The organism is Xenophilus sp. Marseille-Q4582 (assembly GCF_916700565.1).
In the GTDB taxonomy this organism is placed as follows: Bacteria; Pseudomonadota; Gammaproteobacteria; order Burkholderiales; family Burkholderiaceae_C; genus Xenophilus.
The window spans coordinates 294,823-319,657 of sequence record NZ_CAKAKO010000006.1; the positions used below are offsets into that span (position 1 = coordinate 294,823).

Consider the following 24,835-nt stretch of genomic DNA (forward strand, 5'->3'; position numbering starts at 1 on the left):
GGGTGTTTTCCCCAGGTGGCGCCCGAAATCAGTGCATCTCCTCCACCCCCGGCAGCAGGTCCAGCCCCAGCCAGCGCTGGAATCCGGCGTAGCTGAGCGGCGGGTTCACCTTGGCGTCGGGCCTGTTGGGCTGCCAGTGCACCCAGGTGCGGCCCGTCACGGCGTCGTGGACCAGCTTGAACAGGTGCGTGGGCACGTGCACACGGTTCGGGCCGATGACCTGCCGGTCGGCGAACACCGGGCCGGTCAGCACGTACACGTCGCCGCGCGCACGCAGCGCGTACCTGCGCGTGTCCTCCTCGATGCGCGCCCAGGGGCCGCCGTTCTGGCGCGGGTCCTGCGGCACCATGTTGGCGAGGCTGAAGGACTGGGCCATGGCGCGCTCGGTCGGCATGTCGGCCGCGGGCGCCATGTGGCCGCGCGACCAGCCGGAGCCGCGGTAGTCCTCCAGCTCGGCGCGCTCGCCCCTGCGCAGGCGCGCATCGGCGAAGAAGCGGCCCTGGCGCTCGATGCGCCGGGCGCGCAGCACGATGTCGCGGTTGAGCCGCTGCGCCACGTACACGGGCGTGCGGGATTCGCCGGAATGCAGGATCGCGAAGCCGTCGTAGCACAGTTCGCGCAGGCGGCCCGCCAGGGCCACCGCGGGCGCCCGGCCGCCGGCAAAGAACTGCGGGCAGTTCGCGAAGCCGGTGGCCGTGGCGCCCGCCGGGGCCGCCCGGCCGGCCGGGCTGCGCGCCGCGGCCGGCGCGAGGGCCAGCCAGGCAGCCAGGCCGATGGCGGCCGCGGCCCCGATCCAGGCGCGGCCTGGCTGCGGGTCTTCTTGCTTCTTCAACCACATGGCAGGTCGGCAGATCGTTTTTTCGAGGGGGGACGAGGAACGGCGCGTGCGGGCACGCCAGCAGCGCGGCACCCGGTGAACGGAAAGGCGCAGGCCGCCGCCGAGGCCGTGCGACCCCGCCGCTGCGGCAACAAGGGTTGGCGAGCGGCGCGCCGCAAAGGGAGCCGCGCCCGCCCGCCGGGACAGGCAGCGCGCGCTCACGCAGCGCCGCGCAGCCTGCGAGCGGGTGAGCAAGGAGGAAAGAGAGAGCACGCGCGCCGGATGCACCACACGCCAGGCAGTGCACCAGGCAGCGGCGCCCGGGGAGTGCGCAGGGGCCCTGCGCGCGCCGTGCCAGGGGTCAAGGGCCAGCGTGTCGCCCGGGCATGGCCGGCCGGACCGGCCCGGCGGCCTGGGCATGGGGCATGCGCCTGCGCCGGCCCTTGTGCGCGCAACCGGCGGAATCAGCCGGGCTCGCCCATCGCCTGCGCTGCACTGGCATGCAGGCAGATCGCGGCGGCCGCGGCCACGTTGAGCGACTCTTCCCCGCCCGGCTGGGCGATGCGGATGCGCTGCGCGGCCTTCGCTTCCAGGGCCGCGGAGACGCCCTGCCCTTCATGCCCCAGGAGCCAGGCACAGGGCCAGGGCAGGCGCGCGCGGTGCAGCAGCTCGCCGCCGTGCGAACTGGTGGCCAGCAGCGGCAGCGCCAGGCGGTCCAACTCGGCGGGCGCGAGGCCTTCGACCAGGTGCAGACCGAAATGCGCACCCATGCCTGCGCGCAGCACCTTGGGCGACCACAGCGCGGCCGTGCCCTTGAGGGCCAGCACCTGCGCGAAGCCGAAGGCGGCGGCGCTGCGCAGGACCGAACCCACGTTGCCGGCGTCCTGCAGGCGGTCGAGCACCACCGTCGGCAGGCCGGGCTGCAGCCCGGCATGGACCGGCAGGTCCAGCACGAAGCCCATGGGCGCGGGCGACTCCAGCGTGCTCAGCGCGGGCCACAGCGCGTCGTCGACGACCAGGGTGCGTGGCGCGGCATCGCCCCATTCGGGGGCCAGCGAAGGCCAGGCCGACTGGCTGAACAGCGCCATCGCCGGTTGCACGCCGCGCTGCAGCGCCGCGCGGCACAGGTGGTCTCCTTCGATCCAGAGCCGGCCCAGGCGACGGTAGGCGCCCGGGTCCTGCACCAGCCGGCGCAGTTCCTTCAGCAAGGGGTTGTCGCGCGACTGGATGGCGGTGAAGCGCAGCGCGTTCACGGCGCGGCCTCCGGCATCGCCGCCGGCAGGGCCATGGGGACGGCCAGCACCGCGGGCACCGCCTCGGGAGCGTCGGCCAGGGTCGCGATGGGCTTGAGCGTCAGGGCCTGCGCCACGGGCGAGAACGAGCGGCGGTGGTGGATGCAGGCGCCGTGGCGCTGCAGCGCCTCCAGGTGCTCGCGCGTGCCGTAGCCCTTGTGGCCCGCGAATCCGTAGTGCGGAAACTCTTCGTGCAGCTGGGCGCAGAGCCGGTCGCGATGCACCTTGGCCACGATGGACGCGGCCGAGATGGCCTGCACCAGCGCATCGCCCTTCACGACGGCTTCGGCCAGCACGTCCAGCGTGGGCAGCCGGTTGCCGTCCACCAGCACCCGGGCGGGTTTGAGCCGCAGGCCTTCGACGGCGCGCCGCATGGCGAGCATCGTCGCCTGCAGGATGTTGAGCCGGTCGATCTCTTCGACGCTGGCCTGTGCGATGGAACAGCACAGCGCCTTGGCCAGGATCTCGTCGTGCAGGCGCTCGCGCCGCGCGGCCGTCAGCACCTTCGAATCGGCCAGGCCGCGGATGGGCTTTTGCTCGTTCAGGATCACGGCCGCAGCCACCACGGGCCCGGCCAGCGGGCCGCGGCCGGCCTCGTCCACGCCGGCCAGCAGGCCGGGCGCGCTCCAGTTCAGGGGCGCCTGCACCGGCATGGCGGCAGCGGTGCGCCGGCGGCGCGGGCGCGCCGGGGTGGCGGGGATGGGCGTGCTCATCGGGACAGCACTCCGGCGATGGCCTGCGCGCACAGCGTGGGCGTGTCGCGGCGCAACAGCTCGTGCAACTGCGTGAAGCGCTGCTGCAGCGCCTGCACGTCGCCGGGCGACTGCAGCCAGGCCAGCGTGGCCTCCGCCAGCGCCTGCGGCGTGGCCGCGTCCTGCAACAGCTCGGGCACCACGAAGTCTTCGCACAGGATGTTGGGCAACCCCACCCAGGGCTGCAGCTGCTGGCGATGCATGAGCCGCCAGGACAGGCGATTCATGTTGTAGGCGATGACCATCGGCCGCTTGAACAGTGCCGCCTCCAGCGTGGCCGTGCCGCTGGCGATCAGGGTCGCGTCGCAGGCCGCGAGCGCGGCGTGCGACTGGCCCTGCAGCAGCGTGATCTGGCCGGCCATGGGGCTGGCTTGCAGCAGCTGCGCCATCTCGGCCTGCAGGCTGGGCACCACCGGGCAGATGAACCGCAGTTGCGGCTGGGCCTTGCGCATCAGCGCCGCCGCCTCGAAGAAGCGCGCGGCCAGGTAGCGCATTTCGGAGCGCCGGCTGCCGGGCAGCAGTGCCACGATGGGCCCCTGTTCCGGCAGGCCCAGCGCACGCCGGGCGGCCCGCGCATCGGGCTGCAGCGGAATGACCTGCGCGAGCGGATGGCCGACGTAGCTGGCCTGCACGCCCTGCGCGGCCAGCAGCGCCGGCTCGAAGGGAAAGATGCACAGCACATGGTCGGCTGCGGCGCGGATCTTGTCGATGCGCTCCGGACGCCAGGCCCAGATCGAGGGGCACACGAAGTGCACGGTGCGGATACCGCGGCCTCGCAGGCCCGCTTCCAGGTCCAGATTGAAATCGGGCGCGTCCACGCCGATGAAAAGCTGCGGCCATTCGCGCAGCAGGCGCGCCTTGAGCTGGCGGCGGATGCCCGCGATCTCGGCATAGTGGCGCAGCACCTCGATGTAGCCGCGCACCGCCAGCTTGTCCATGGGCCACCAGCTCTGGAAGCCGCGCGCCAGCATCTGCGGGCCGCCGATGCCCACGGTGCTCACCTCGGGCCAGCGCGCCTTCAGGCCGTCCATCAGCAGCCCGGCCAGCAGGTCGCCCGACGGCTCGCCCGCCACCATGCCGAACACCGACGACGAAGAGGACGCGGGACGCAGGTCCATCGCCCCGTCCTCGCCCAGCTCACGCTCACTCATCGCGCAATACCGTAGGCCGCGCTGTCGAGAAAGGCGTCCATCAGCGCCACGTCGGCCTCCACGCCCCCGCCCTGGGCCGCGAGCGCCTGGATGCCGGCGCGCGCCTCTTCGAGCGTCCTGCCCTGGCGGTAGAGCAGCTTGTGCATTTCCCGGATGGCCGCGAGCCGTTCGGCCGAGAAATCGCGGCGGCGCAAGCCGACCAGGTTCACGCCGCGCACGGCCAGCGGATTGCCGTCCACCACCATGAAAGGCGGCACGTCCTTGTTCACATGGCCCGCAAAGCCGACCATGGCGTGCGCACCGATGCGCATGCGCTGCAGCACGCCCACCAGCCCGCCGACGGTGGCCCAGTCGCCGACCTGCACATGGCCGGCCAGCGTGGCGTTGTTGGCCATCGTGATCTGGTTGCCCAGCTGGCAGTCGTGCGCGATGTGCACGTAGGCCATGATCCAGTTGTCGCTGCCCACGCGCGTCACCCCCGCGTCCTGCGCGGTGCCCAGGTTGAAGGTGCAGAACTCGCGGATCGTGTTGCGGTCGCCGATCACCAGCTCGGTGGGCTCGCCGGCGTACTTCTTGTCCTGCGGAATGGCGCCCAGCGACGCGAATTGGAAGATCTGGTTGTCCTGCCCGATGGTGGTGCGGCCCTCGATCACGCAATGGGCGCCCACCCGGGTGCCCGCGCCGATGCGCACATGCGGGCCGATGACGGCATAAGGCCCCACCTGCACCGTCGCATCGAGCTGCGCACGCGGATCGACGACCGCCGTGGCATGGATCTGCGTCATCGGGCCGTTCAGCGGTCCACGCGCCGCATGGCGCACATCAGTTCGGCTTCGCAGGCCAGTTCGTCGCCGACGCGCGCCTTGCCGCGGAATTTGGAGATGCCCCCCTTGGAGCGCTCGAACTCCACTTCCACGATCAGCTGGTCACCCGGCTCCACCGGACGCTTGAAGCGCGCGCCGTCCACGGCCGCGAAGTAGTAGACCGAACTGTCGTCGGGCGTCACATGGCCGGACTTGAAGGACAGCAAGGCGCCCACCTGGGCCATGGCTTCGAGCATCAGCACGCCGGGCATCACCGGCCGGTGCGGGAAGTGGCCGTTGAAGAAGGGCTCGTTGATGGTGACGTTCTTGACCGCCGTGATGCGCTTGCCCAGCTCCATGTCCACCACGCGGTCCACCAGGAGGAAGGGGTAGCGGTGCGGCAGGAGCTTGAGGATCTCGTGGATGTCGATCTGATGAGGGGTGGTCGTCATGGTGGTTTCGGCTCTCGCCGGCTCTTGCCTGTTCTATCCGCGCACGGGGGCGGCCCGTCCCAGCGCCTTCTCCAGCGCCTTGATGCGCTCGCGCAGCCCGTGCAGGTGCCGCAGCGTGGCGGCGTTCTTTTCCCAGGCCGCGTTGTCATCAATGGGAAACATGCCAGTGTACTGGCCGGGCTGGAGGATGGAGCGCGTGACCACGCTGGCCGCCGACACATGCACGCCGTCCACCAGCTCCAGGTGGCCGAGCACGATCGCGCCGCCACCCAGCGTGCAGCCGGCGCCGATGCGCGCGCTGCCCGCCACGCCCACGCAACCGGCCATGGCCGTGTGGCGGCCCACGTGGACGTTGTGGCCGATCTGGATCAGGTTGTCCAGCTTCACGCCGTCCTCGATCACCGTGTCCTCCAGCGCACCGCGGTCGATGCAGGTGTTGGCACCGATCTCGACGTCATCGCCGATGCGCACCGCGCCCAGCTGCTCGATCTTGACCCAGGCGCCTTCGTGCGGCGCCAGGCCGAAGCCGTCGGCCCCGATGACCACGCCCGGATGCAGCAGGCCGCGCGCACCGATGACGCAGTCCTCGCCGACCGTCACGCGCGACTTGAGCACGGTGTGCTCGCCGATGCGCGCGCCCCGCTCCACCACGCACAGCGCGCCGATGCGCGCCGTGGCCGCCACTTCGGCCTGCGGATCGATCACCGCGCTCGGATGGATGCGCGGGCCGGCCGGCGGCGCATGCCGCGCCCGCCACAGCTGCGTGAGCTGCGCGAAGTAGAGGTACGGGTCGGCCGTGGCGATGAACGCCCCGCGCGCCGCGGCGGCATCGGCCATCGCCGGCGAGACGATCACGCAGGCCGCCTGGCTCGCGGCCAGTTCCTTGATGTATTTGGGGTGGCTCAGAAACGCCAGCGCCTCGGGCCCGGCTGTCGCCAGGGGCGCGAGGCGCTCGATGTTCAGGCCTTCGTCGCCGTGCAGCTCGCCACCGAGCGCCGCAACGATGTCACCCAGCCGCAGGGCCATGGGTGCCGGCCCTCACTTGCCGCCGCTGGCGTTGAGGGCCTTGATCACCTTCTCGGTGATGTCGTGCTTGGGGTTGACGTAGACGGCGTCCTGCAGGATCACGTCGTACTTCTCGGCCTCGGCCACCTGCTTGATGGCACGCTGGGCGCTTTCGTACACCTTCTGCAGTTCTTCGCTGCGGCGCAGGTTCAGGTCTTCCTGGAACTCACGGCTCTTGCGCTGGAAGTCCCGGTCCTGGTCCACCAGCTGGCGCTGGCGCGTGGTGCGCTGCGATTCCGACAGCGTGGGCGCCTCGCGCTCCAGCTTCTCGGAGGCGGCCTTCAGCGCCGCTTCCTGGTCCTTGAGGTCGCGCTCGCGCTTGAGGAATTCCTGCTCCAGGCGCGTCTGCGCGGCCTTGGCCACGGGCGCCTCGCGCATCACGCGGTCGGGATTCACCACACCGAAACGGAAGGCGTCCTGCGCAAAAGCCGGCGCCGACAGGACCGCACCCATCAGCACCGCAGGGCCGATCCATTGAGAAAAAGACTTCATCAGAAAGAGGTTCCGATCTGGAATTGGACGCGTTGAATTCTATCGCCCGGGATCAGGGGGATGAACGGGTTGCTCGGGTCCGTCACTTCCTTCTGCTGGCGGATGGGCACGGCATAGGCCAGGCGCAGCGGGCCCAGCGGCGAGATCCAGCTGATGCCCACACCGGCCGAGGCGCGCCACTTCTTCGACGCCTTCCAGGCCTCGTCGGACACCGTCAGGAAGCCGCTGGTCGGGCGGTCGCCGAACACGTTGCCCACGTCCAGGAAGGTGAACATGCGCAGCGTGCGGTCGTTGCCGGCGCCCGGGAAGGGCGAGCTCAGCTCGAAGTTGAAGATGGCCTTCTTCGTGCCGCCCAGCGGCGACTGCGTGAGCGCGTCGCGCGGGCCCAGCGAGTTCTGCTCGAAGCCGCGCACCGAGCCCAGGCCGCCCGCGTAGAAGTTCTTGAAGATCGGGTAGTCCTTGCCGCCGAAGGGCTTGCCGTACCCCAGTTCGGCGTTGACCGCGAAGGTGTACTGCTTGTTGATCGGGATGTACTGCTGGAACTGGTAGCTGGTCTTGAGGTAGCGCATGTCGCCGCCCACGCCCACTTCCACGTTCGCGCGCTGCACGCGGCCCGTGGTCGGCACGAGCGCGCTGTCGCGGCTGTCACGCGCCCAGCCGATGGTCAGCGGGATGCCCCAGACACTGTCATTCGCGCATTCGGTCGTGAAGTTGGTCAGGTTGGGCTCGGAGCACCCGAAGTACTGCAGGTAGGCATTGGGCACCATCTGGCGGTACGCGTAGCGGTAGTAGTCCGCATAGGCAGGGTTGAACAGCGACAGGTAGTAGAGCCCGTCCGACTGCTCCGGCTTGAACTTGAAGCGCTCCAGACCGGCGCCAAAGAACACCGTGTCCCGTTCGCTGAAGGGCACGCCGAAACGGATGGAGCCGCCTTCGTTGACGATGGAGTAACTGCCGTCCAGCTCCGAGTACGGGCGCGAGGTCGTGTGGTAGACGCTCAGCGTGCGCGAGATGCCGTCCTGCGTGAAGTACGGGTCGGTGGTCGTCAGCGACAGCGCGCGGTTGTACTTGCTGGTGTTGATGTTCAGGCCCAGGTAGTTGCCCGAACCGAACACGTTCTCCTGCGTGATGCCGAAGTTGAACGAGACCTTCTCGGCGCTGGAGAAGCCGGCCCCCAGCTGCAGGCTGCCGGTGGGCTTTTCGACCACCGAGATCACCAGGTCCACCTGGTCGGGCGTGCCCGCCACTTCCTGCGTGTCGACATTGACTTCGGTGAAGTAGCCCAGGCGGTCCACACGGTCGCGCGAGAGCTTGATGCGGTCACCGTCGTACCAGGAGGCCTCGTACTGGCGGAACTCGCGGCGGATCACTTCGTCGCGCGTCTTGTTGTTGCCGGCCACGTTCACGCGGCGCACGTACACGCGGCGCACGGGCTCGGCCTGGATCACGAGCGCCACGCGGTTGTTCTGGCGGTCGATCTCGGGCTGCGCCTGCACGCGGGCGAAGGCATAGCCGAAGGTCGAGAAATAGTCGCTGAAGGCCTTGGTGGTGGCCGTCACCTGGTCGCCGTTGTAGGGCTCGCCGGGCTCGATGGTCACCAGGGACTTGAACTCATCCTCGCGGCCCAGGAAATTGCCTTGCAGGCGCACGCCCGAGACCACGTACTTCGGACCTTCGTGGATGTTCACCGTCACCGACAGGTCCTTGCGATCCGGCGAGATGGCGACCTGCGTGGACTCGACGCGGAACTCCATGTAGCCGCGCGTCAGATAGTAAGAGCGAAGTGTCTCCAGGTCGGCGTTGAGCTTGGCGCGCGAGTACTGGTTGGACTTGGTGTACCAGGACAGCCAGCCCCCCGTGTCCTGGTCGAACAGGCCCAGAAGCGTCGATTCGCTGAAGGCCTGCGCACCGACGATGCGGATGTCGCGGATGCGGGCCGACTCGCCCTCCACCACCGAGAAGGTGAGGTTCACGCGGTTGCGCTCGATGGGCGTCACCGTGGTCACCACCTCGGCGCTGTACAGGCCGCGCGAGACGTATTGGCGCTTGAGCTCCTGCTCGGCGCGGTCGGCCAGCGCCTTGTCGTAGGGGCGGCCGTCGGCCAGGCCCACGTCGCGCAGCGCCTTGGTCAGCGCTTCCTTGTCGAATTCCTTGGTGCCGGAGAATTCCACCGACGCGATGGTCGGGCGCTCTTCCACGATCACCACCAGCACGTTGCCGTTCACGTCCAGCCGCACGTCGGTGAACAGGCCCAGGTCGAACAGTGCGCGGATGGCGGCCGAGCCGCGCTCGTCCGTGTAGGTCTCGCCGACGCGGATGGGCATCGAGGCGAAGATGGTGCCCGGCTCCACGCGTTGCAGACCCTCGACGCGGATGTCGCGCACGGTGAAGGGCTCGACGGCCCAGGCCGCGCCTGCAGCCAGTGCGCCGACCACGAGCGCGGCCACACGACGCAGACGAAAGCGACTGAAGTGTTGGTTCATGTGTGAGTTGGGCCGGCGCGCTCGGGCCGGCATTGAGTTAACCAAAGAGTCGAGTCACGTCGTTGAAGAGTGCAATCGACATCATGACCAGCAGCACCGCGAAGCCCCCGCGCTGCAGCCGATCCATCCAGGCATCGGAGACGCCCTTGCCGGTCAGGCCCTCCCAAAGATAATACATCAGGTGCCCCCCATCGAGGACCGGCAGCGGCATGAGGTTCAGCACTCCCAGGCTCACGCTGATGAGGGCCAGGAAGACGAGGTACTGCGTGAGTCCCAGGCTCGCGGACTTGCCCGCATAGTCGGCAATCGTCAGCGGGCCGCTGATGTTCTTGAGCGAGGCTTCGCCGATGAGCATCTTGCCCAGCATGCGCACGGTGAGGGCCGACACCTCCCAGGTCCGAACCACGCCGCGCCACAACCCGTCGAGGGCGCCGCGGCGCACCGTGACCATCTCGGGCGTGCTGCCCACGTAGGCCGAGATGCGGCCCACCCAGGCTTCGCCTTCCTGCCGCACCTCGGGCGTCACCTCCAGGCTCATTTCCTGGCCATCGCGCAGCAGGCGCCAGCGCTGGGTGCGCGGCTCGGTGCCGTTCACCGAGCCACGGATCAGCTCCCGCAGGTGCTGTCCGTCCACCGCCGGCGCATCGCCGACGGCAAGCACACGATCGCCCTCGCGCAGGCCGGCCCGCTCGCCGGCGCCACCGGCCATCACCTCACCGATGTCGGGGCGCGTCCAGGGCGCCAGCAGGCCGATGCGGCGGAACATCTGCGGATCCGCCTCCGATGCCCCCATGCGGCTGAGGGCCAGCACCACGGTGCGTGCGGCCTGGCCGCCCTGCCCCGCGACTTCGAGCGTGATGTCCCGCCCGTCGATCACGCCGCGCGTCAGGCGCCAGCGCAGGTCCTCGAACGAGCTCACGTCGCTCAATTCGCCGCCGAAGCCGGCGCGCGTGACGGTCTCGCCGCCCTTGAGCCCCGCCTCGACCGCCAGCGAGCCGGCCACGGGCTGGCCCAGCACGGCACGCGGTTCCTGCACGCCCACCCAGTTGACGATGCTGTAGAGCACCACGGCCAGCAGCAGGTTGACCAGCGGCCCGGCGGCCACGATGGCCGCCCGCTGGCGCAGCGGCCGTGCGTTGAAGGCGCGGTGCCGCTCTTCGGGCGCCACCGGCGCGATCCGCTCGTCGAGCATGGACACGTATCCGCCGAAGGGGAACAGGCCGACGCAGAACTCCGTGTCCTGCCCCGGGTGCTGGCGGCGCGGCTTCCAGCGCAAGACCGGCTTGCTGATCCACCACAGGAAACGCTCGAAGCGCGAGCTGGCGTCGCGGCTGCCCAGGGGCAGCGTGCACACCCCGAAGCGCTCCACCTTCACGCCGCAGGCCACCGCCACGCGGTAATGGCCGTACTCGTGCACGGCGATCAGCAGGCCCAGCGCAAGGACGAAGGCAAGGACGGTGAGCATGGATCGGTTCCCCGAAAAAGCGGTGAAGCTCAGGCCGGCCTGCGTGCCACCGCCTGTTGCGCGCAATCGCGCGCGCGGGCGTCCAGCTCGAGCAGCTCGCCCAGCGAGCCCGGCTTGGAGGCGGACACCCGCTCCAGAGTTTCCACGTTCACCGCATGAATGTGGTCGAAACGCAGGCGCCGTGCCAGAAAGGCCTCCACGGCGACCTCGTTGGCGGCGTTGAGCACGGCCGTGGTCCCCGGCGCGGCGCGCAGGCTCTGCCAGGCCAGCTCCAGGCCGGGGAAGCGCCGCGGGTCCGGCGCCTCGAAACTCAGGCCGGCCAGGTGCTGGAAGTCCAGCCGTTCGGCGCCGCTTTCGATGCGCTCGGGCCAGGCCAGCCCGCAAGCGATGGGCACGCGCATGTCGGGCGTGCCCAGCTGCGCCATCACCGAGGCGTCCGTGAACTGCACCATCGAATGGATCACACTCTGCGGGTGGATCACCACCTCGATCTGCGCCGGCTGCACGCCGAACAGGTAGCGCGCCTCGATGACCTCCAGCGCCTTGTTCATCATGGTGGCCGAATCGACCGAGATCTTGCGCCCCATCACCCAGTTGGGATGGGCGCAGGCCTCCTCGGGCGTCACGTCCTGCAGGGTGTGCGGCTCGCGCAGGCGGAAGGGCCCGCCCGAGGCGGTGAGGATGATCTTGTCGATGCGCCGCGCCCAGGTGGACGGGTCTTCGGGCAGCGACTGGAAGACGGCGGAATGCTCGCTGTCGATGGGCAGCAAGGGGGCCCCGCCCTGGCGCACCGCCTCCATGAAGAGGTCGCCACCCACCACCAGCGCCTCCTTGTTGGCCAGCAGCAGGCGCTTGCCGGCGCGCGCAGCGGCCAGGCAGGGCGCCAGGCCCGCCGCGCCGACGATGGCGGCCATCACGGCGTCCACGGATTCGTGCGCGGCGATCTGCGACAGCGCATCGGCGCCGCGCAGCACTTCGGTGGGCAGCTCATGCCGGCGCAACGCATCGGCCAGCCGGGCCGCATGCGCATCGCTCGCCATCACCGCGAAGCGCGGGCGAAAGCGTAGGCACTGCGCCAGCAACTCGTCGACGCGCGTGGCGGCCGACAGGGCAAAGACTTCGAAGCGGCCCGGGTGGCGCGCGATCACGTCCAGCGTGCTCACGCCGATGGACCCGGTCGAGCCGAGCACGGTCACGCGTTGGGGAGAACTTGTCACGAACTCAGCGAGTAGAGCATCAGGGCCACGGGCAGCACGGGCAGCAGCGCATCCACGCGGTCCAGCACGCCGCCATGGCCGGGCAGCAGTTGGCTGCTGTCCTTGGCGCCGGCGGCCCGTTTGATGAGGGATTCGACCAGATCGCCCGCCACGCTCATGGTGCACAGGAAGATCGCGGCCAGCACCAGCAGCCACCAGCCGCGCGCTGCCAATGCGGTGTAGAGACTGGGCACCGAGGCCTGCCAATGCGCATCGGCCCCCACCCAGCACAGCGCGAGCACCAGCACGCCCAGCATGCCGCCCCACGCGCCTTCCCAGCTCTTGCCCGGGCTGATGGCCGGCGCGAGCTTGTTGCGGGTGAAGCGCAGGCCGAAGGCCCGCCCGGCGAAATACGCGAAGACGTCCGCCACCCAGACCAGGACCAGGATCGAGAGCAGGAAGTTGATGCCCAGCATGCGCGCCTGCACGGCCGCCAGCCAGGCGGCCCACAGCGCCAGCAGGCCGCCGACCATGCGCAGCGCGCGCGGCACGCGCGGCCAGCCGGCCACGCCCCCGCGCAGCAGCAGCACCACGGCCAGCACCCAGGCCGAGCCCGCCACCAGCCAGAGGCCGGGCAAGGCCCGGCCGGGCAGCCCCAGCCACCAGCTCAGGCCGCACAGCGCCAGCGCTTCCGCCCCCAGGAAATAGCTCATGCCCGGCCCGTAGCCGTTGAGCCGCCCCCATTCCCAGCCCGCCGCGGCGATCACGACCAGCATGACGAGCGTGAACGGTTCCGGCGAGGGATAGAACAGCGCCGGCAGCAGCACGGCCAGCAGGACCAGCGCGGTGATGATGCGTTGCTTGAGCATGGGCGCCTTGCGAGGATCAGTGGGACGCCGAATCCAGCACGCCCGGTCCGGGGGACGGCGTGCCCGCCGGGCCCGCCGCGACTTGCGCCGAGGTCTGGCCGAAGCGCCGCTCCCGGCTGGCGAAGGCGGCAAAAGCCTCGTCCAGTGCCGCCTCGTCGAACTCGGGCCACAGCCGGTCGCTGAAGAACAGTTCCGAATAGGCGCCTTGCCACAGCAGGAAGTTGGACAGGCGCTGCTCGCCGCCCGTGCGGATCAGCAGATCCGGGTCGGGCACGTGGGCCAGCGCCATGGCACGGTCGATGTTGAGCTCGGTCAGCGGCAGGCCCTGGGCCGCCACCTTGGCGGCGGCCTGCGCCATGTCCCAGCGCCCGCCGTAGTTGAAGCACACGTTGAGCACCAGCCGCTGGTTGTGCGCCGTGGCCGCTTCGGCCTGCGCCAGCCCTTCGGCGATGCGCGGCGACAGGCCGGCGCGCTCGCCCACGAAATGCAGCTGCACGCCGTCGGCCGCCAGGCGCGGCACTTCGCGGCCCAGAGCGGCGACCAGCAGCTCCATCAGGCCCGACACTTCATCGGCCGGCCGGTTCCAGTTCTCCGAGGAGAAGGCGAACACGGTCAGCACGCCCACGCCGCGGGCGGCGCAGGCCTGCACGCAGCGGCGCAGCGAATCGACGCCCTGCTTGTGGCCGGCCACGCGGGGCAGCAGGCGGCGGGTGGCCCAGCGGCCGTTGCCGTCCATCACGATGGCGACATGGTGCGGCACCGCTGCCGCCGGCGGCCGCGCCTGCGTCCCGGACAGCGAGCGCTTCTTCAGACCTAGGCCCAAGCCATTCACCACGGCCAGGGCGCCTCAGACCGCCATGATCTCCGCCTCTTTGGCGGCAACCAGCTTGTCGATCTCGGCGATGAAGCGGTCGGTGATCTTCTGGACCTCGGCCTCGGCACGCTTCTGGTCGTCCTCGGACGCCAGCTTGTCCTTGACCAGTTTCTTGACCGACTCGTTGGCGTCGCGGCGCAGGTTGCGCGTGGCGATCTTGGCGTTCTCGCCCTCGTTGCGCGCGAGCTTGGTCATCTCCTTGCGGCGCTCCTCGCTCATCGGCGGCATCGGCACGCGGATCAGGTCGCCCATGCTGGCGGGATTCAGGCCCAGGTCGCTCTCGCGGATGGCCTTCTCGATCTTCGCGGCCATGTTTTTTTCCCAGGGCTGCACGCTGATGGTGCGGGCGTCGATCAGGGCCACGTTGGCGACCTGCGAAAGCGGCACCTGCGAGCCGTAGTACTCCACATGGATCGCGTCCAGCAGGGCCGGGTTGGCGCGCCCCGTGCGGATCTTGGACAGGTTGTTCTGGAAGGCCGCGATGGACTGTTTCATCTTGGCTTCGGTCTGGTTGCGGATATCAGCAATGGTCATTTCTCAAACTCCTGGAGGACTCGCGCAAACAAGAGGCAAGGCCGCTTCTTCTGCGGGGCACGCGCACGGCCCTGCGCCGGTCCTGTCCTAGACGTGCACCAACGTACCTTCGTCCTCGCCCATCACCACGCGCTTGAGCGCACCGCTCTTGAGAATCGAGAACACCTTGATCGGCAGCTTCTGGTCGCGGCACAGGGCGAAAGCCGTCGCGTCCATGATGCCGAGATTCTGCGCGATCGCCTGGTCGAAGCTGAGCTGCGAATAGCGCTTCGCGGACGGATCCTTGTGGGGGTCGGCGCTGTAGACGCCGTCCACCTTGGTGGCCTTGAGCACCAGCGCGGCACCGATCTCGGCGCCGCGCAGCGCGGCCGCCGTGTCGGTGGTGAAGAAGGGATTGCCCGTGCCGGCGGCGAACACCACCACCTTGCCCTCTTCCAGGTACTGCAGCGCCTTGGGCCGCACATAGGGCTCGACCACCTGGTCGATCGCGATCGCGGACATCACGCGCGCCGTCAGGCCCTGCTTGTTCATGGCATCGGCCAGCGCCAGCGAATTCATCACCGTCGCCAGCATGCCCATGTAGTCCGCCGTCGCGCGGTCCATGCCCACAGAACCGCCGGCCACGCCGCGGAAGATGTTGCCGCCGCCGATCACCACCGCCACCTCCACGCCCAGGTTCACCACCTCGGCCACTTCCTCGACCATGCGCACGATGGTGGCGCGGTTGATGCCGAAGGCATCCTCGCCCATCAGGGCCTCACCCGACAACTTCAGCAAGATGCGTTTGTGGGCGGGCTGCGGTGCGGTCATGGGCAAGATCCTGGAAATGAGCGGTTGGGAAGTTTAATTCTGGGAGGAGGCAAAAGCCCCGTCGGGCGCGCCATCGCGGCCCGGTCCCACAAGGGGATGCGTCTGGCCGGCCCGGGCCGGCCACGAAAAAGGGCGGGGGCGGGAACGCGTCCCGGACGCGTCCACACCTCCCGCCCCTGGCGGCGATCAGGCCGCGGCCTTGGCGGCAGCCACCTGTGCAGCCACTTCGGCAGCGAAGTCGTCGGCCTTCTTCTCGATGCCTTCGCCCACCACGTACAGGGTGAAGCTCTTCACCGTCGTGCCCTTTTCCTTGAGCATCTGCTCCACGGTCTGCTTGTCGTTCTTCACGAAGGCCTGGTTGAACAGCGAAACTTCCTTGAGGAACTTCTGCACGCCGCCTTCGATGCGCTTGGCGACGATGTCGGCAGGCTGGGCCGGCTTGCCGGCCGCTTCGGCGGCCTTGCGGTCTTCCTCGGCCTTGCCGGCGGCCACGGCGCGTTCCTTCTCGATCAGCTCGGCCGGCACGTCCGCCGCCGTGAGCGCCGCGGGCTTCATGGCGGCCACGTGCATGGCCACGTCCTTGGCGGCCACGTCGTCGCCCTCGAACTCGACGATCACGCCGATGCGCGTGCCGTGCAGGTACGAAGCCAGCTTGGCGCCGCCGTCGAAGCGCTTGAAGCGGCGGAAGCTCATGTTCTCGCCGATCTTGCCGATCAGGCCCTTGCGCACGTCTTCCAGCGTGGGGCCGAAGCCGTCCTGGTTGTAGGGCAGCGCGCCCAGCGCGGCCAGATCGGCCGGATTGTTCTTGGCGATCAGTTCGGCCGCGGCCTGGGCCAGGGCGATGAACGAATCGTTCTTGCTGACGAAGTCGGTTTCGCTGTTGACTTCGATGATCGCGCCGGTGTTGCCTTCGATGAAGGCAGCCACCACACCTTCAGCCGTGATGCGGGCGGCGGCCTTGCCGGCCTTGTTGCCCAGCTTGACGCGCAGCAGTTCCTCGGCCTTTTCCAGGTCGCCGCCGGCCTCGGTCAGGGCCTTCTTGCACTCCATCATCGGGGCGTCGGTCTTGGCGCGCAGCTCGGCGACCATCTTTGCGGTGATTTCAGCCATTTGAATACTCCGTCTGTCTTCAGAATTTGGTTAAAAAAAAGGGGCAACGAAGCCCCTTCTTCAGGCGTGCGTCCGGCCGCAATCAGGCCGAAGCGCCCTCTTCGACTTCCACGAACTCGTCGTCGCCGCCTTCGGACACGGCCTTGACCACGTCGTTCACGGCGTTGGCACGGCCTTCGAGGATCGCATCAGCGATGCCGCGCGCATACAGCGCCACAGCCTTGGACGAGTCGTCGTTGCCGGGGATCACGTAGTCGATGCCTTCGGGCGAGTGGTTGGAGTCCACCACGCCGATCAGCGGAATGCCCAGCTTCTTGGCTTCGGACACGGCGATCTTGTGGAAGCCCACGTCGATCACGAAGATCGCGTCGGGCAGCGCGCCCATGTCCTGGATGCCGCCGATGTCCTTCTCGAGCTTCTCGATCTCGCGCGTGAAGGTCAGCTGTTCCTTCTTGGACAGGCCTTCCAGGCCAGCTTCCTGCTGCGCCTTCATGTCCTTCAGGCGCTTGATGGAGGTCTTGACGGTCTTGAAGTTGGTCAGCATGCCGCCGAGCCAGCGGGTCTCGACGTAGGGCATGCCGGCACGGCGGGCCTCGTCGGCCACCAGTTCACGCGCCTGGCGCTTGGTGCCCACGAACAGGATGGTGCCGCGGTTGGCCGCCAGCTGCTTGGCGTACTTCTGCGCTTCCTGGAACAGCGGCAGCGACTTTTCCAGGTTGATGATGTGGATCTTGTTGCGATGGCCGAAGATGTACGGGGCCATCTTGGGGTTCCAGAAGCGGGTCTGGTGACCGAAGTGGACACCGGCTTCCAGCATTTCGCGCATGGTGGTCGACATTGAATTTCTCCAAAGGTTGGGTCTTGAAGCCCGCCCGTTTTCGTGGCGGCATCCGGCCGGGGCCGGATGGCAACGAACACCTTGAGGGGGCGGGTTCGCGGATGGATTCCGCCGCGGCGCATGGCTTGCATCGTCAAAAATGCAGCGCACGGCGCTCGGCGAAACCCGCGGAGTATAGCATCCGGGGCTGGGCCGGCCGCCCCGCGCCCTTCCCTCCTTTTCCGTCTTCGCTTTCCACCTTCACATTCGCGCACCGTGTCCCCCCTCGATCTTCATGCCACCCGCGAGGCCCTGCGGGCCGGCCGCACCGATGCGGTGCAATGCCTGGACGCCGCCATCGCCAGCGCCCAGTCGCCCGCCAATGCCCACACCTTCGTGCGCACCTGTTTCGACAGTGCCCGGCGCGAGGCCTTCGCCGCGCGGCCGGGCCAGCCGCTGGCCGGCCTCGCGTTCTCGGTCAAGGACCTGTTCGACGTGCAGGGCCAGCCGACGCCGGCGGGCTCCCAGGTGCTGGCCCACGCGGCGCCGGCCGAGCGCGACGCCGTCGCCGTCGCCCGGCTGCGCGCCGCCGGCGGCGTGCTCATCGGCCGCACGAACATGACCGAGTTCGCGTTCTCGGGGGTGGGCGTGAACCCGCACCACGGCACGCCCGCCAACGCCGCCGATGCGCAGACGGTGCGCGTGCCCGGCGGCTCCTCGTCCGGCGCGGGCATTTCGGTCGCCACGGGCGCGGCCTTCGTCGGCCTGGGCTCGGACACGGGCGGCTCCATCCGCATCCCGGCCGCGCTCAACGGCATCGTGGGCTTCAAGAGCACGGCCCGCCTGGTGCCCACCGACGGCGCCCTGCCCTTGTCGACCACGCTCGACACCGCCTGCGCGATGACGCGCTCGGTGCGCGACGCGATCCTGGTGCACGAGATCCTGGCCGATCGCCGCGTGCGGCGCGAAGGCCCGGCGCTGGCTGCGCTGCGCCTGGCCGTGGTGCAGCCGCTCTTCCTGGACGAAGCGGACGCGACCGTGCGCGGGGCCTTCGAGCGCACGCTGGCGCGGCTGCGTGCGCACGGCGCGCGCATCGACACGATCGAGTTGCCGCCGCTGGCCGAGCTGCCCGGCCTCAATGCGACCGGCGGCTTCTCGGCCGCCGAAAGCTACGCCTGGCACCGCCTGCTGCTCGAGCGCAGCGGCGCCGGCTACGACCCCCGCGTGGCGCAGCGCATCCTCAAGGGCGCGACCATGAAGACCTGGGAATACCTGGACCTGGTGCGCGCGCGGGCGGCCTGGATCGCGCGCATGACGCAGGCCCTGGCGCCCTACGACGCCGTGCTGTCGCCCACCGTGCCCATCACCGCGCCTGCGCTGGCCGGCGTGGCTCCGGGCGAGGAACGCGACGCCGAGTTCTTCCGCATCAACGCGCTGCTGCTGCGCAATCCGTCCGTGGTCAACATGCTGGACGGCTGCGCGATCTCCCTTCCCTGCCATGTCGCCGGCGAGCTGCCGGTGGGCCTGATGATTTGGCACGCCGCTCTGCATGATGAGGCGGTGCTGCGCATCGCGCTGCAGGTCGAAGCGCTGCTGGCCGGGCCGCAAGGCGCCTGAGTCCCCGGCCGGCGCCGGCCGGGCCGCCGCCTCGACTATGCTCGCCGTCCCGGCACGCATGGGCGTGCCTTTGAGCGCCCCGTCCTGCCGCAGCACGGCGCTGCGCTGCTTTCCCCACCATCATGAAGATCGCCATCGTGGGCGCCGGCATCGTCGGTGTCACCACCGCCTGGGAACTGGCCTGCGACGGCCACGAGGTCCAGGTCTTCGACCGCCGCAGCGCCGCGGCCGAAGCCTCCAGCTTTGCCAATGCCGGCGTGGTCGCGCCCGGCTACGTCACGCCCTGGGCCGCTCCGGGCATGCAGCGCAAGGTGCTGCAGTCGCTGCTGTCCGGTCATGGCGCGATCAAGCTGCGCTGGCCGCTTGCGGGCCAGCACCTGCGCTGGATCCAGCAGTGGCGGCGCGCCTGCAGGCTGGAGAACTACCTGGCCAACCGCGCGCGCCTGCAGCGCCTGGCCTTCTACAGCCGGTCGCGCCTGCACGACATCGTGGCGCAGCGCGAGCTGGCCTACGAGCGCAGCGACGGCTACCTGGTGCTGCTGCGCGACAGGCGCGAGCAGAAGCTGGTGCGCCCGGGGCTGGACGTGCTGCGCGAAGCGGGCGCGGTCTTCCGCGAGATCGACGCCGACGAGGCCCGCCGGCTGGAGCCCGCCCTGTCCACGCACACCTCCCTGCTCGGCGCCATCCACCTGCCCGAGGACGAGGTGGGCAACTGCCGCCAGTTCGCGCTGCTGCTCAAGCGCGAAGCCGAGGCGCTGGGGGTGCAATTCTTCTTCGATTCGCACATCGCGCCGCTGAGCCCGGCCGAGCCGCGCTCGCTGCGCCTGGCGGCCGGCTCCGACGCCGTGCCCTACGACGCCGTGATCGTCTGCGCGGGCGTGGAATCGCCGGCGCTGCTGCGCCCGTTGGGCCTGCAGCTGCCCGTGGTGCCGGTCTACGGCTATTCCATCACCGCCACCATCCGCGAGCCGCTCAATGCGCCGCGCAGCGCCATCATGGACGAGCGCTTCAAGGTCGCCATCTCGCGCCTGGGCCTGCGGGTGCGCGTGGCCGGCAGCGCGGAACTGGGCGGTGACGCCGCCACCCAGCATCCGGCCGCGGTCCAGACGCTCTACAAGGTGCTGCACGACTGGTTCCCAGGCGCCGCGCAGCTCGATTCGGGCGTGCAGCACTGGAAAGGCGCGCGCCCCATGCTGCCCGACGGCCCGCCGCTGATCGGCGCGAGCGGCGTGCCCGGCGTGTGGCTGAACCTGGGCCATGGCTCCAGCGGCTGGGCGCTGTCCTGCGGCAGCGCGCGCGTGCTGGCCGACCTGGTGGCCGGCCGCGCGCCGGAGATCGATCTCGAAGGACTGGGCCTGGAGCGCTTCCAAGGGCGCTGAGGCCCCAGCTGCGCCGCACAATGCGGCCATGCAACGCATCACCGCCCACACGGCCGCCCCGCTGCTCGGCACGGCCGCCACGCGCCAGCTGGAAGCCCAGGCCGCCGCTGCCCTGCCGCCGCACACGCTGATGCGGCGCGCCGGACTGGCCGTGGCGCGCCTGGCGATGGCCCTGGCGCCGCATGCGCGCACGGTGTGGGTGGCGTGCGGCCCGGGCAACAACGGCGGCGACGGTTTCGAGGCGGCCCTGCAGCTGCTGCGGCGCGGCTTCGCGCCCCTCGTCAGTTGGCGCGGCGACGCCGCGCGGCTGCCGCAGGATGCGCGCGCCTCCCTTGAGCGTGCGCAATCGGCGGGGGTGGTTTTCAGCGACACGCCGCCGGCCCGGTGGGACTTGGCCATCGACGCGCTGCTCGGGCTGGGCGGGCGCCGCGCGCCGCAGGGGCACCTGGCCGACTGGCTGCAGCGCATGCATGCAGCCGACGCGCCCGTGCTGGCGGTCGACCTGCCCAGCGGGCTGGACGCCGACACCGGCGGCAGCCGGGCCCCCGCCCTGCCCCAGGCGGCGCAGCGCCACTGCCTGAGCCTGCTGAGCCTCAAGCCGGGCCAGTTCACGCACCAGGGCCGCGACCGCTGCGGCGCCCTCTGGTTCGACGACCTGGGCGCCGGCCGCGAGGCCGCGCTTGCGCTGGCCGACGCCCGGCTGGCCGGCGCGCCCGCCGTCCGCCCCCGCATGCATGGCTCGCACAAGGGCAGCTATGGCGACGTGGCCGTGATCGGCGGCGCGCCCGGCATGGCCGGAGCGGCCTTGCTGGCCGCCATGGCCGCACTGCACGCGGGCGCCGGGCGCGTGTTCATCGGCGCGCTCGATGCGGCTGCGCCAGCGTTGGACCCCGTCCTGCCCGAGCTGATGTTCCGCAGCGCCGACGCGCTGCCGCTGCCCGGGCAGACGGTCGTGTGCGGCTGCGGGGGCGGCACGGCGGTCGCCGGGCACCTGCCCCGGCTGCTGCAGCACGCGGGCCCCCTGGTGCTCGACGCCGACGCGCTGAACGCGCTGGCGGCCGAGCCGGCGCTTCAGGCCGCCTTGCACCAGCGCCAAGCGCCCACCGTGCTCACCCCGCACCCGCTGGAAGCGGCCCGGCTGCTGGGCAGTGACACGCCTCAGGTGCAGGCCGATCGTCTGCAGGCCGCGCGCACGCTGGCCCGGCAGTTCGAGAGCGCGGTCGTCCTCAAGGGCTCCGGCAGCGTGATCGCGGCCCCCGACGGCCTGCCCGTGCTCAACCCCACGGGCAACGCGCGCCTGGCCAGCGCCGGCACCGGCGACGTGCTGGCCGGCTTCATCGGCGCCCTGCTGGCCCAAGGGCGGGATGCGCAGGACGCCGCCTGCGAGGCCGCATGGCGCCACGGCGCGCTGGCCGACCATTGGCCCGCCGGCACGGCGCTCACCGCCTCGGCGCTGGCGCAACGCTGGCCGGGCTCCGAGGTCGCTGCGCCGGCCTGAAAGGCAGAGCGGGCCTGCAAGGCGCCGATGGCCCGGCCCGCCGGGGCATGACTGCAGCGCCCGGCGCGCGCTCAGCCACGCCCCACGAAGGGCATCTTGGTCGCCATCACCGTGTGGAAGAGCACGTTGGCTTCCAGCGGCAGGTTGGCCATGTAGAGCACCGACTGGCCCACGATCTTCACGTCCATCATGGGCTCGATGGCGATCTCGCCGTTGGCCTGCGGCACCCCCTTGGCCATGCGCGCAGCCAGCTCGGTCATCGCGTTGCCCACGTCGATCTGGCCCACCGCGATGTCCCACTTGCGGCCATCGAGCGATGCGGTCTTGGTCAGCCCCGCCACGGCATGCTTGGTGGCCGTGTAGGCCTCGGAATTGGGGCGCGGCGTGGTGGCCGAGATCGAGCCATTGTTGATGATGCGCCCGCCGCGCGGCGACTGCTCCTTCATGGTGCGGAAGGCCTGCTGCAGGCAATAGAACATGCCGTTGAGGTTGATGTCGACCACGCCTTTCCACTGCTCGGCCGTCCAGTCCTCGAAAGGCCCGGGCGGGTTGCTCACGCCGGCATTGTTGAACAGCAGGTCGACGCGGCCACAGCGCTCCACCACGGCGGTGAACAGCGCCTGCACCGAAGGCTGGTGGGCCACGTCGGTGGGCACCGCGAAGGCGCGCGCACCGGCGCCCGATTCGTCGGCCACCGCCTCCAGCGGCTCGGGCCGGCGACCCGCCAGGGCCACGGTCCAGCCGTCGTCCAGCAAAGCCAGCGCCGCGGCGCGGCCGATGCCCGTGCCCGCGCCGGTGACGATGGCCACGCGGGAAGTCTTCTCACTCATGCCGATCTCCTGCTTGCTTGTTGCGCACCGCCCGCTCAGGCGCGCGGACCCTTGCGCTTGTTCTTGACCTTGCCGGCGGCCGACTTGACCGCGGCTTTCAGTGCCTGCACGGGCGACACCGCGCGGCCGCCGGCCGCGTCGCGTCCGTCGCGACCCTCGCGGCCGTCCCGCGCCTTGCTGCGCGACTGCCGCTTCTTGTCCGAGGCCTTGGCCGGCACACCGGAAGGCGGCGCGACGCCCTTGTCGCGCAGCGCGCGCGCGGCCAGCTCCTCGCCATCGCGCACCAGCCGGAAATCGATCTTGCGCCCGTCCAGGTCGACGCGGCTGACCTGCACCCGCACGCGCGTGCCGATGGCATAGCGGATGCCGGTGCGCTCGCCGCGCAGTTCCTGCCGCGCCTCATCGAACTTGAAGTATTCGCCGCCGAGCTCGGTGATGTGCACCAGGCCCTCGACGTACATGGCGTCCAGTGTGACGAAGATGCCGAAGGTGGTCGCGGCCGTGACCACGCCGCCGTACTCCTCGCCCAGGTGCTCGCGCATGTACTTGCACTTGAGCCAGGCCTCCACGTCGCGGCTGGCCTCGTCGGCGCGGCGCTCGTTGGCGCTGCAGTGCAGGCCCGCGGCTTCCCAGCCCTGGATGTCCTTGGGCGTGTCGCCCGCCGGCTTGGCCAGGCGCGCCGTGGGCGCCTTCACGCGCGCGGCCAGGCGCTTGGCCAGCTTGGCATGCGCCTCGCCCGGCGTGGGCAGCAGCGGCAGCTGGTAGCGCGTCTTGCTCAGGATGGCCTTGATCACGCGGTGCACGAGCAGATCCGGGTAGCGCCGGATCGGGCTCGTGAAGTGCGTGTAGGCCTCGTACGCCAGCCCGAAGTGTCCGCTGTTGATGGGCGTGTAGATGGCCTGCTGCATGGAGCGCAGCAGCATGGTGTGGATCTGCTGCGCGTCGGGCCGCTCCTTGGTCGCTTCGGCGATGGCCTGGAACTCGGAGGGGCGCGGCTCGTCGCTGATGGACATGCCCACACCCATGGCGCGCAGGTAGTTGCGCAGGATCTCCTTCTTCTCGGGCGTCGGGCCTTCGTGCACGCGGAACAGGCCCGGGTGCTTGCCCTGCGCGATGAAGTCGGCGCTGCACACGTTGGCCGCGAGCATGGCCTCCTCGATCAGCCGGTGCGCCTCGGTGCGCACGCGCGGCACGATCTTCTCGATGCGGCCGGCCTCGTCGCAGACGATCTGCGTCTCGGTGGTCTCGAAGTCCACCGCGCCGCGCTTGCCGCGCTGCTTGAGCAGCGCGCGGTACACGTCCGCGAGGTTCAGCAAGTCCTGCACGCGCTCCTTGCGCTTGGCGGCCTCGGGGCCGCGCGTGTTGGCCAGGATGGCCGCGACCTCCGTATAGGTGAAGCGCGCATGGCTCCACATCACGGCCGGGTAGAACTGGTAGGCCTCGATCTCGCCCTCGGCATTGACCACCATGTCGCAGACCATGCACAGGCGGTCCACCTCGGGGTTCAGCGAGCACAGGCCATTCGACAGCTTCTCCGGCAGCATGGGAATGACACGGCGCGGGAAGTACACGCTGGTCGCGCGGTCGTACGCATCGATGTCGATGGGCGAACCCGTCTTCACGTAGGCGCTGACGTCCGCGATCGCCACCAGCAGGCGCCAGCCATTCCTGGCCGACTTGCCGCGGCCGATCTTCATCGGCTCGCAGTACACCGCATCGTCGAAGTCACGCGCGTCCTCGCCGTCGATGGTGACCAGCGGCACGTCCGTGAGGTCCACGCGGTGGCGCTTGTCGGCGGCGCGCACCTTGTCGGGCAGCGCCCTCGCCTCGGCCAGGCAGGCTTCGGAGAATTCGTGGGGCACGCCGTACTTGCGCACCGCGATCTCGATCTCCATGCCCGGGTCGTCGATCTCGCCCAGCACCTCGGTCACGCGCCCCACCGGCTGGCCGAAGAGCGCCGGCGGCTCGGTCAGCTGCACCACCACGACTTGGCCGGTCTTGGCCGTGCCGGTCGCCCCCTTGGGGATGAGCACGTCCTGCCCGTAGCGCTTGTCCTCGGGCGCCACCAGCCAGATGCCGCCTTCATGCAGCAGGCGGCCGATCAGCGGCTGCTCGGGGCGCTCCACGATTTCGACCACGCGCCCCTCGGGACGGCCGCGCCGGTCCGTGCGCACCACGCGCGCCTTCACGCGGTCCTTGTGCAGGACGGCGCGCATCTCATTGGGGGGGAGGTAGACATCGGCCTCGCCATCGTCACGCTGCACGAAACCGTGGCCGTCACGATGACCCAGGACCGTTCCTTCGAATTCTTCCAGCAGACTGCCGGAGGGGGCCAAACTTTTGATATGATCACCTTCTGTTCTGAAACACAGAACATAACTGAAAAACCAGGCGAATGAATCCTCAGGAGCAACGGTCTTTCAGTTGTGTGAGGCCCAGGTGGCGGAATTGGTAGACGCACTAGTTTCAGGTACTAGCGAGTAACATCGTGGAGGTTCGAGTCCTCTCCTGGGCACCAGACAAGACAAG

At 70.0% G+C, this 24,835-nt stretch carries 22 protein-coding genes and 1 tRNA gene; 4 read left to right on the forward strand and 19 right to left on the reverse strand.

What is annotated here, in order from left to right; genetic code table 11:
- Positions 1-28 precede the first annotated feature (28 nt).
- From LG388_RS21500 to rpsB, 17 genes are all read right to left on the reverse strand, one after another.
- The gene (locus LG388_RS21500) at positions 29-838 is read right to left on the reverse strand and encodes a DNA/RNA non-specific endonuclease (protein WP_225784618.1); all 810 of its coding nucleotides are present in this window, start codon (positions 836-838) and stop codon (positions 29-31) included.
- 443 nt (positions 839-1,281) lie between these two features.
- Positions 1,282-2,070: an RNA methyltransferase gene (locus LG388_RS21505; protein WP_225784619.1), complete on the reverse strand. Its 789-nt coding sequence runs from the start codon at positions 2,068-2,070 to the stop codon at positions 1,282-1,284.
- The gene (gene rnhB / locus LG388_RS21510) at positions 2,067-2,762 is read right to left on the reverse strand and encodes a ribonuclease HII (protein ID WP_225785157.1); all 696 of its coding nucleotides are present in this window, start codon (positions 2,760-2,762) and stop codon (positions 2,067-2,069) included. The genes LG388_RS21505 and rnhB overlap by 4 nt, the downstream gene beginning before the upstream one ends.
- 56 nt (positions 2,763-2,818) lie before the next feature.
- Positions 2,819-3,937 carry a lipid-A-disaccharide synthase gene (gene lpxB, locus LG388_RS21515; RefSeq protein WP_225785158.1) on the reverse strand — a complete coding sequence of 373 codons (1,119 nt, stop codon included), beginning with the start codon at positions 3,935-3,937 and terminating at the stop codon, positions 2,819-2,821.
- Positions 3,938-4,008: 71 nt separating this feature from the next.
- Positions 4,009-4,797, reverse strand: coding sequence for an acyl-ACP--UDP-N-acetylglucosamine O-acyltransferase (gene lpxA, locus LG388_RS21520; RefSeq protein ID WP_225784620.1), 789 nt, complete (start codon positions 4,795-4,797; stop codon positions 4,009-4,011).
- An 8-nt stretch (positions 4,798-4,805) separates the two neighbouring features.
- Entirely contained in the window at positions 4,806-5,267 is a 462-nt protein-coding gene (fabZ, locus tag LG388_RS21525; protein WP_225784621.1) for a 3-hydroxyacyl-ACP dehydratase FabZ, read from the reverse strand.
- Between the two features lie 33 nt (positions 5,268-5,300).
- The gene (lpxD, locus tag LG388_RS21530) at positions 5,301-6,293 is read right to left on the reverse strand and encodes a UDP-3-O-(3-hydroxymyristoyl)glucosamine N-acyltransferase (RefSeq protein ID WP_225784622.1); all 993 of its coding nucleotides are present in this window, start codon (positions 6,291-6,293) and stop codon (positions 5,301-5,303) included.
- A gap of 12 nt (positions 6,294-6,305) precedes the next feature.
- On the reverse strand, positions 6,306-6,824 hold the full coding sequence (locus LG388_RS21535) for an OmpH family outer membrane protein (protein WP_225784623.1): 519 nt from the start codon (positions 6,822-6,824) through the stop codon (positions 6,306-6,308).
- On the reverse strand, positions 6,824-9,307 hold the full coding sequence (gene bamA / locus LG388_RS21540) for an outer membrane protein assembly factor BamA (protein ID WP_225784624.1): 2,484 nt from the start codon (positions 9,305-9,307) through the stop codon (positions 6,824-6,826). The genes LG388_RS21535 and bamA overlap by 1 nt, the downstream gene beginning before the upstream one ends.
- A 37-nt stretch (positions 9,308-9,344) precedes the next feature.
- Complete coding sequence (gene rseP / locus LG388_RS21545; protein WP_225784625.1) at positions 9,345-10,772, reverse strand: RIP metalloprotease RseP; 1,428 nt, start codon at positions 10,770-10,772, stop codon at positions 9,345-9,347.
- A gap of 29 nt (positions 10,773-10,801) precedes the next feature.
- Positions 10,802-11,989: a 1-deoxy-D-xylulose-5-phosphate reductoisomerase gene (ispC, locus tag LG388_RS21550; RefSeq protein WP_225784626.1), complete on the reverse strand. Its 1,188-nt coding sequence runs from the start codon at positions 11,987-11,989 to the stop codon at positions 10,802-10,804.
- Positions 11,986-12,837 carry a phosphatidate cytidylyltransferase gene (locus LG388_RS21555; protein WP_225784627.1) on the reverse strand — a complete coding sequence of 284 codons (852 nt, stop codon included), beginning with the start codon at positions 12,835-12,837 and terminating at the stop codon, positions 11,986-11,988. Before LG388_RS21555 ends, ispC begins: the two co-directional genes overlap by 4 nt.
- A 16-nt stretch (positions 12,838-12,853) precedes the next feature.
- Positions 12,854-13,633 carry a polyprenyl diphosphate synthase gene (uppS, locus tag LG388_RS21560; protein ID WP_255632235.1) on the reverse strand — a complete coding sequence of 260 codons (780 nt, stop codon included), beginning with the start codon at positions 13,631-13,633 and terminating at the stop codon, positions 12,854-12,856.
- 51 nt (positions 13,634-13,684) lie between these two features.
- Positions 13,685-14,245 carry a ribosome recycling factor gene (frr, locus tag LG388_RS21565; RefSeq protein ID WP_225784629.1) on the reverse strand — a complete coding sequence of 187 codons (561 nt, stop codon included), beginning with the start codon at positions 14,243-14,245 and terminating at the stop codon, positions 13,685-13,687.
- Between the two features lie 87 nt (positions 14,246-14,332).
- On the reverse strand, positions 14,333-15,055 hold the full coding sequence (pyrH, locus tag LG388_RS21570) for a UMP kinase (RefSeq protein ID WP_225784630.1): 723 nt from the start codon (positions 15,053-15,055) through the stop codon (positions 14,333-14,335).
- A gap of 186 nt (positions 15,056-15,241) precedes the next feature.
- A complete protein-coding gene (tsf, locus tag LG388_RS21575; protein ID WP_225784631.1) occupies positions 15,242-16,165 on the reverse strand; it encodes a translation elongation factor Ts in 924 nt (307 codons plus the stop codon).
- Between the two features lie 82 nt (positions 16,166-16,247).
- Positions 16,248-17,003 (reverse strand): 30S ribosomal protein S2, encoded by a 756-nt coding sequence (rpsB, locus tag LG388_RS21580; protein WP_225784632.1) that lies wholly within the window; start codon positions 17,001-17,003, stop codon positions 16,248-16,250.
- Between the two features lie 255 nt (positions 17,004-17,258).
- Here rpsB and LG388_RS21585 point away from each other — a divergent pair, with 255 nt between their 5' ends.
- The 3 genes from LG388_RS21585 to LG388_RS21595 all read left to right on the forward strand — a co-directional run bounded on the left by LG388_RS21585 (position 17,259) and on the right by LG388_RS21595 (position 21,476).
- Entirely contained in the window at positions 17,259-18,599 is a 1,341-nt protein-coding gene (locus LG388_RS21585; protein ID WP_225784633.1) for an amidase, read from the forward strand.
- A 122-nt stretch (positions 18,600-18,721) separates the two neighbouring features.
- Entirely contained in the window at positions 18,722-19,978 is a 1,257-nt protein-coding gene (locus tag LG388_RS21590) for a D-amino acid dehydrogenase (protein WP_225784634.1), read from the forward strand.
- 28 nt (positions 19,979-20,006) lie between these two features.
- Entirely contained in the window at positions 20,007-21,476 is a 1,470-nt protein-coding gene (locus tag LG388_RS21595; protein WP_225784635.1) for an NAD(P)H-hydrate dehydratase, read from the forward strand.
- A 71-nt stretch (positions 21,477-21,547) separates the two neighbouring features.
- Here the strand turns inward: LG388_RS21595 and LG388_RS21600 are convergent, their stop codons facing one another.
- Together LG388_RS21600 and rnr are read right to left on the reverse strand one after the other, a co-directional pair.
- Positions 21,548-22,306: an SDR family oxidoreductase gene (locus LG388_RS21600; protein ID WP_225784636.1), complete on the reverse strand. Its 759-nt coding sequence runs from the start codon at positions 22,304-22,306 to the stop codon at positions 21,548-21,550.
- 35 nt (positions 22,307-22,341) lie between these two features.
- A complete protein-coding gene (gene rnr / locus LG388_RS21605) occupies positions 22,342-24,624 on the reverse strand; it encodes a ribonuclease R (RefSeq protein ID WP_225785159.1) in 2,283 nt (760 codons plus the stop codon).
- Positions 24,625-24,739: 115 nt separating this feature from the next.
- On the opposite strand from rnr, the gene LG388_RS21610 reads away from it, so the two are divergent.
- Positions 24,740-24,824: transfer RNA gene (locus LG388_RS21610), tRNA-Leu, on the forward strand.
- Positions 24,825-24,835: the final 11 nt, after the last annotated feature.

Bases quoted from the DNA above. Each gene is read 5' to 3' on its own strand.
- LG388_RS21500 (WP_225784618.1), bottom strand. From the start codon at position 838: ATGTGGTTGAAGAAGCAAGAAGACCCGCAGCCAGGCCGCGCCTGGATC.
- rnhB (WP_225785157.1), bottom strand. From the start codon at position 2,762: ATGCCGGTGCAGGCGCCCCTGAACTGGAGCGCGCCCGGCCTGCTGGCC.
- lpxB (WP_225785158.1), bottom strand. From the start codon at position 3,937: ATGGTGGCGGGCGAGCCGTCGGGCGACCTGCTGGCCGGGCTGCTGATG.
- lpxA (WP_225784620.1), bottom strand. From the start codon at position 4,797: ATGACGCAGATCCATGCCACGGCGGTCGTCGATCCGCGTGCGCAGCTC.
- fabZ (WP_225784621.1), bottom strand. From the start codon at position 5,267: ATGACGACCACCCCTCATCAGATCGACATCCACGAGATCCTCAAGCTC.
- lpxD (WP_225784622.1), bottom strand. From the start codon at position 6,293: ATGGCCCTGCGGCTGGGTGACATCGTTGCGGCGCTCGGTGGCGAGCTG.
- LG388_RS21535 (WP_225784623.1), bottom strand. From the start codon at position 6,824: ATGAAGTCTTTTTCTCAATGGATCGGCCCTGCGGTGCTGATGGGTGCG.
- bamA (WP_225784624.1), bottom strand. From the start codon at position 9,307: ATGAACCAACACTTCAGTCGCTTTCGTCTGCGTCGTGTGGCCGCGCTC.
- rseP (WP_225784625.1), bottom strand. From the start codon at position 10,772: ATGCTCACCGTCCTTGCCTTCGTCCTTGCGCTGGGCCTGCTGATCGCC.
- LG388_RS21555 (WP_225784627.1), bottom strand. From the start codon at position 12,837: ATGCTCAAGCAACGCATCATCACCGCGCTGGTCCTGCTGGCCGTGCTG.
- frr (WP_225784629.1), bottom strand. From the start codon at position 14,245: ATGACCATTGCTGATATCCGCAACCAGACCGAAGCCAAGATGAAACAG.
- pyrH (WP_225784630.1), bottom strand. From the start codon at position 15,055: ATGACCGCACCGCAGCCCGCCCACAAACGCATCTTGCTGAAGTTGTCG.
- tsf (WP_225784631.1), bottom strand. From the start codon at position 16,165: ATGGCTGAAATCACCGCAAAGATGGTCGCCGAGCTGCGCGCCAAGACC.
- rpsB (WP_225784632.1), bottom strand. From the start codon at position 17,003: ATGTCGACCACCATGCGCGAAATGCTGGAAGCCGGTGTCCACTTCGGT.
- LG388_RS21590 (WP_225784634.1), top strand. From the start codon at position 18,722: ATGAAGATCGCCATCGTGGGCGCCGGCATCGTCGGTGTCACCACCGCC.
- LG388_RS21595 (WP_225784635.1), top strand. From the start codon at position 20,007: ATGCAACGCATCACCGCCCACACGGCCGCCCCGCTGCTCGGCACGGCC.
- LG388_RS21600 (WP_225784636.1), bottom strand. From the start codon at position 22,306: ATGAGTGAGAAGACTTCCCGCGTGGCCATCGTCACCGGCGCGGGCACG.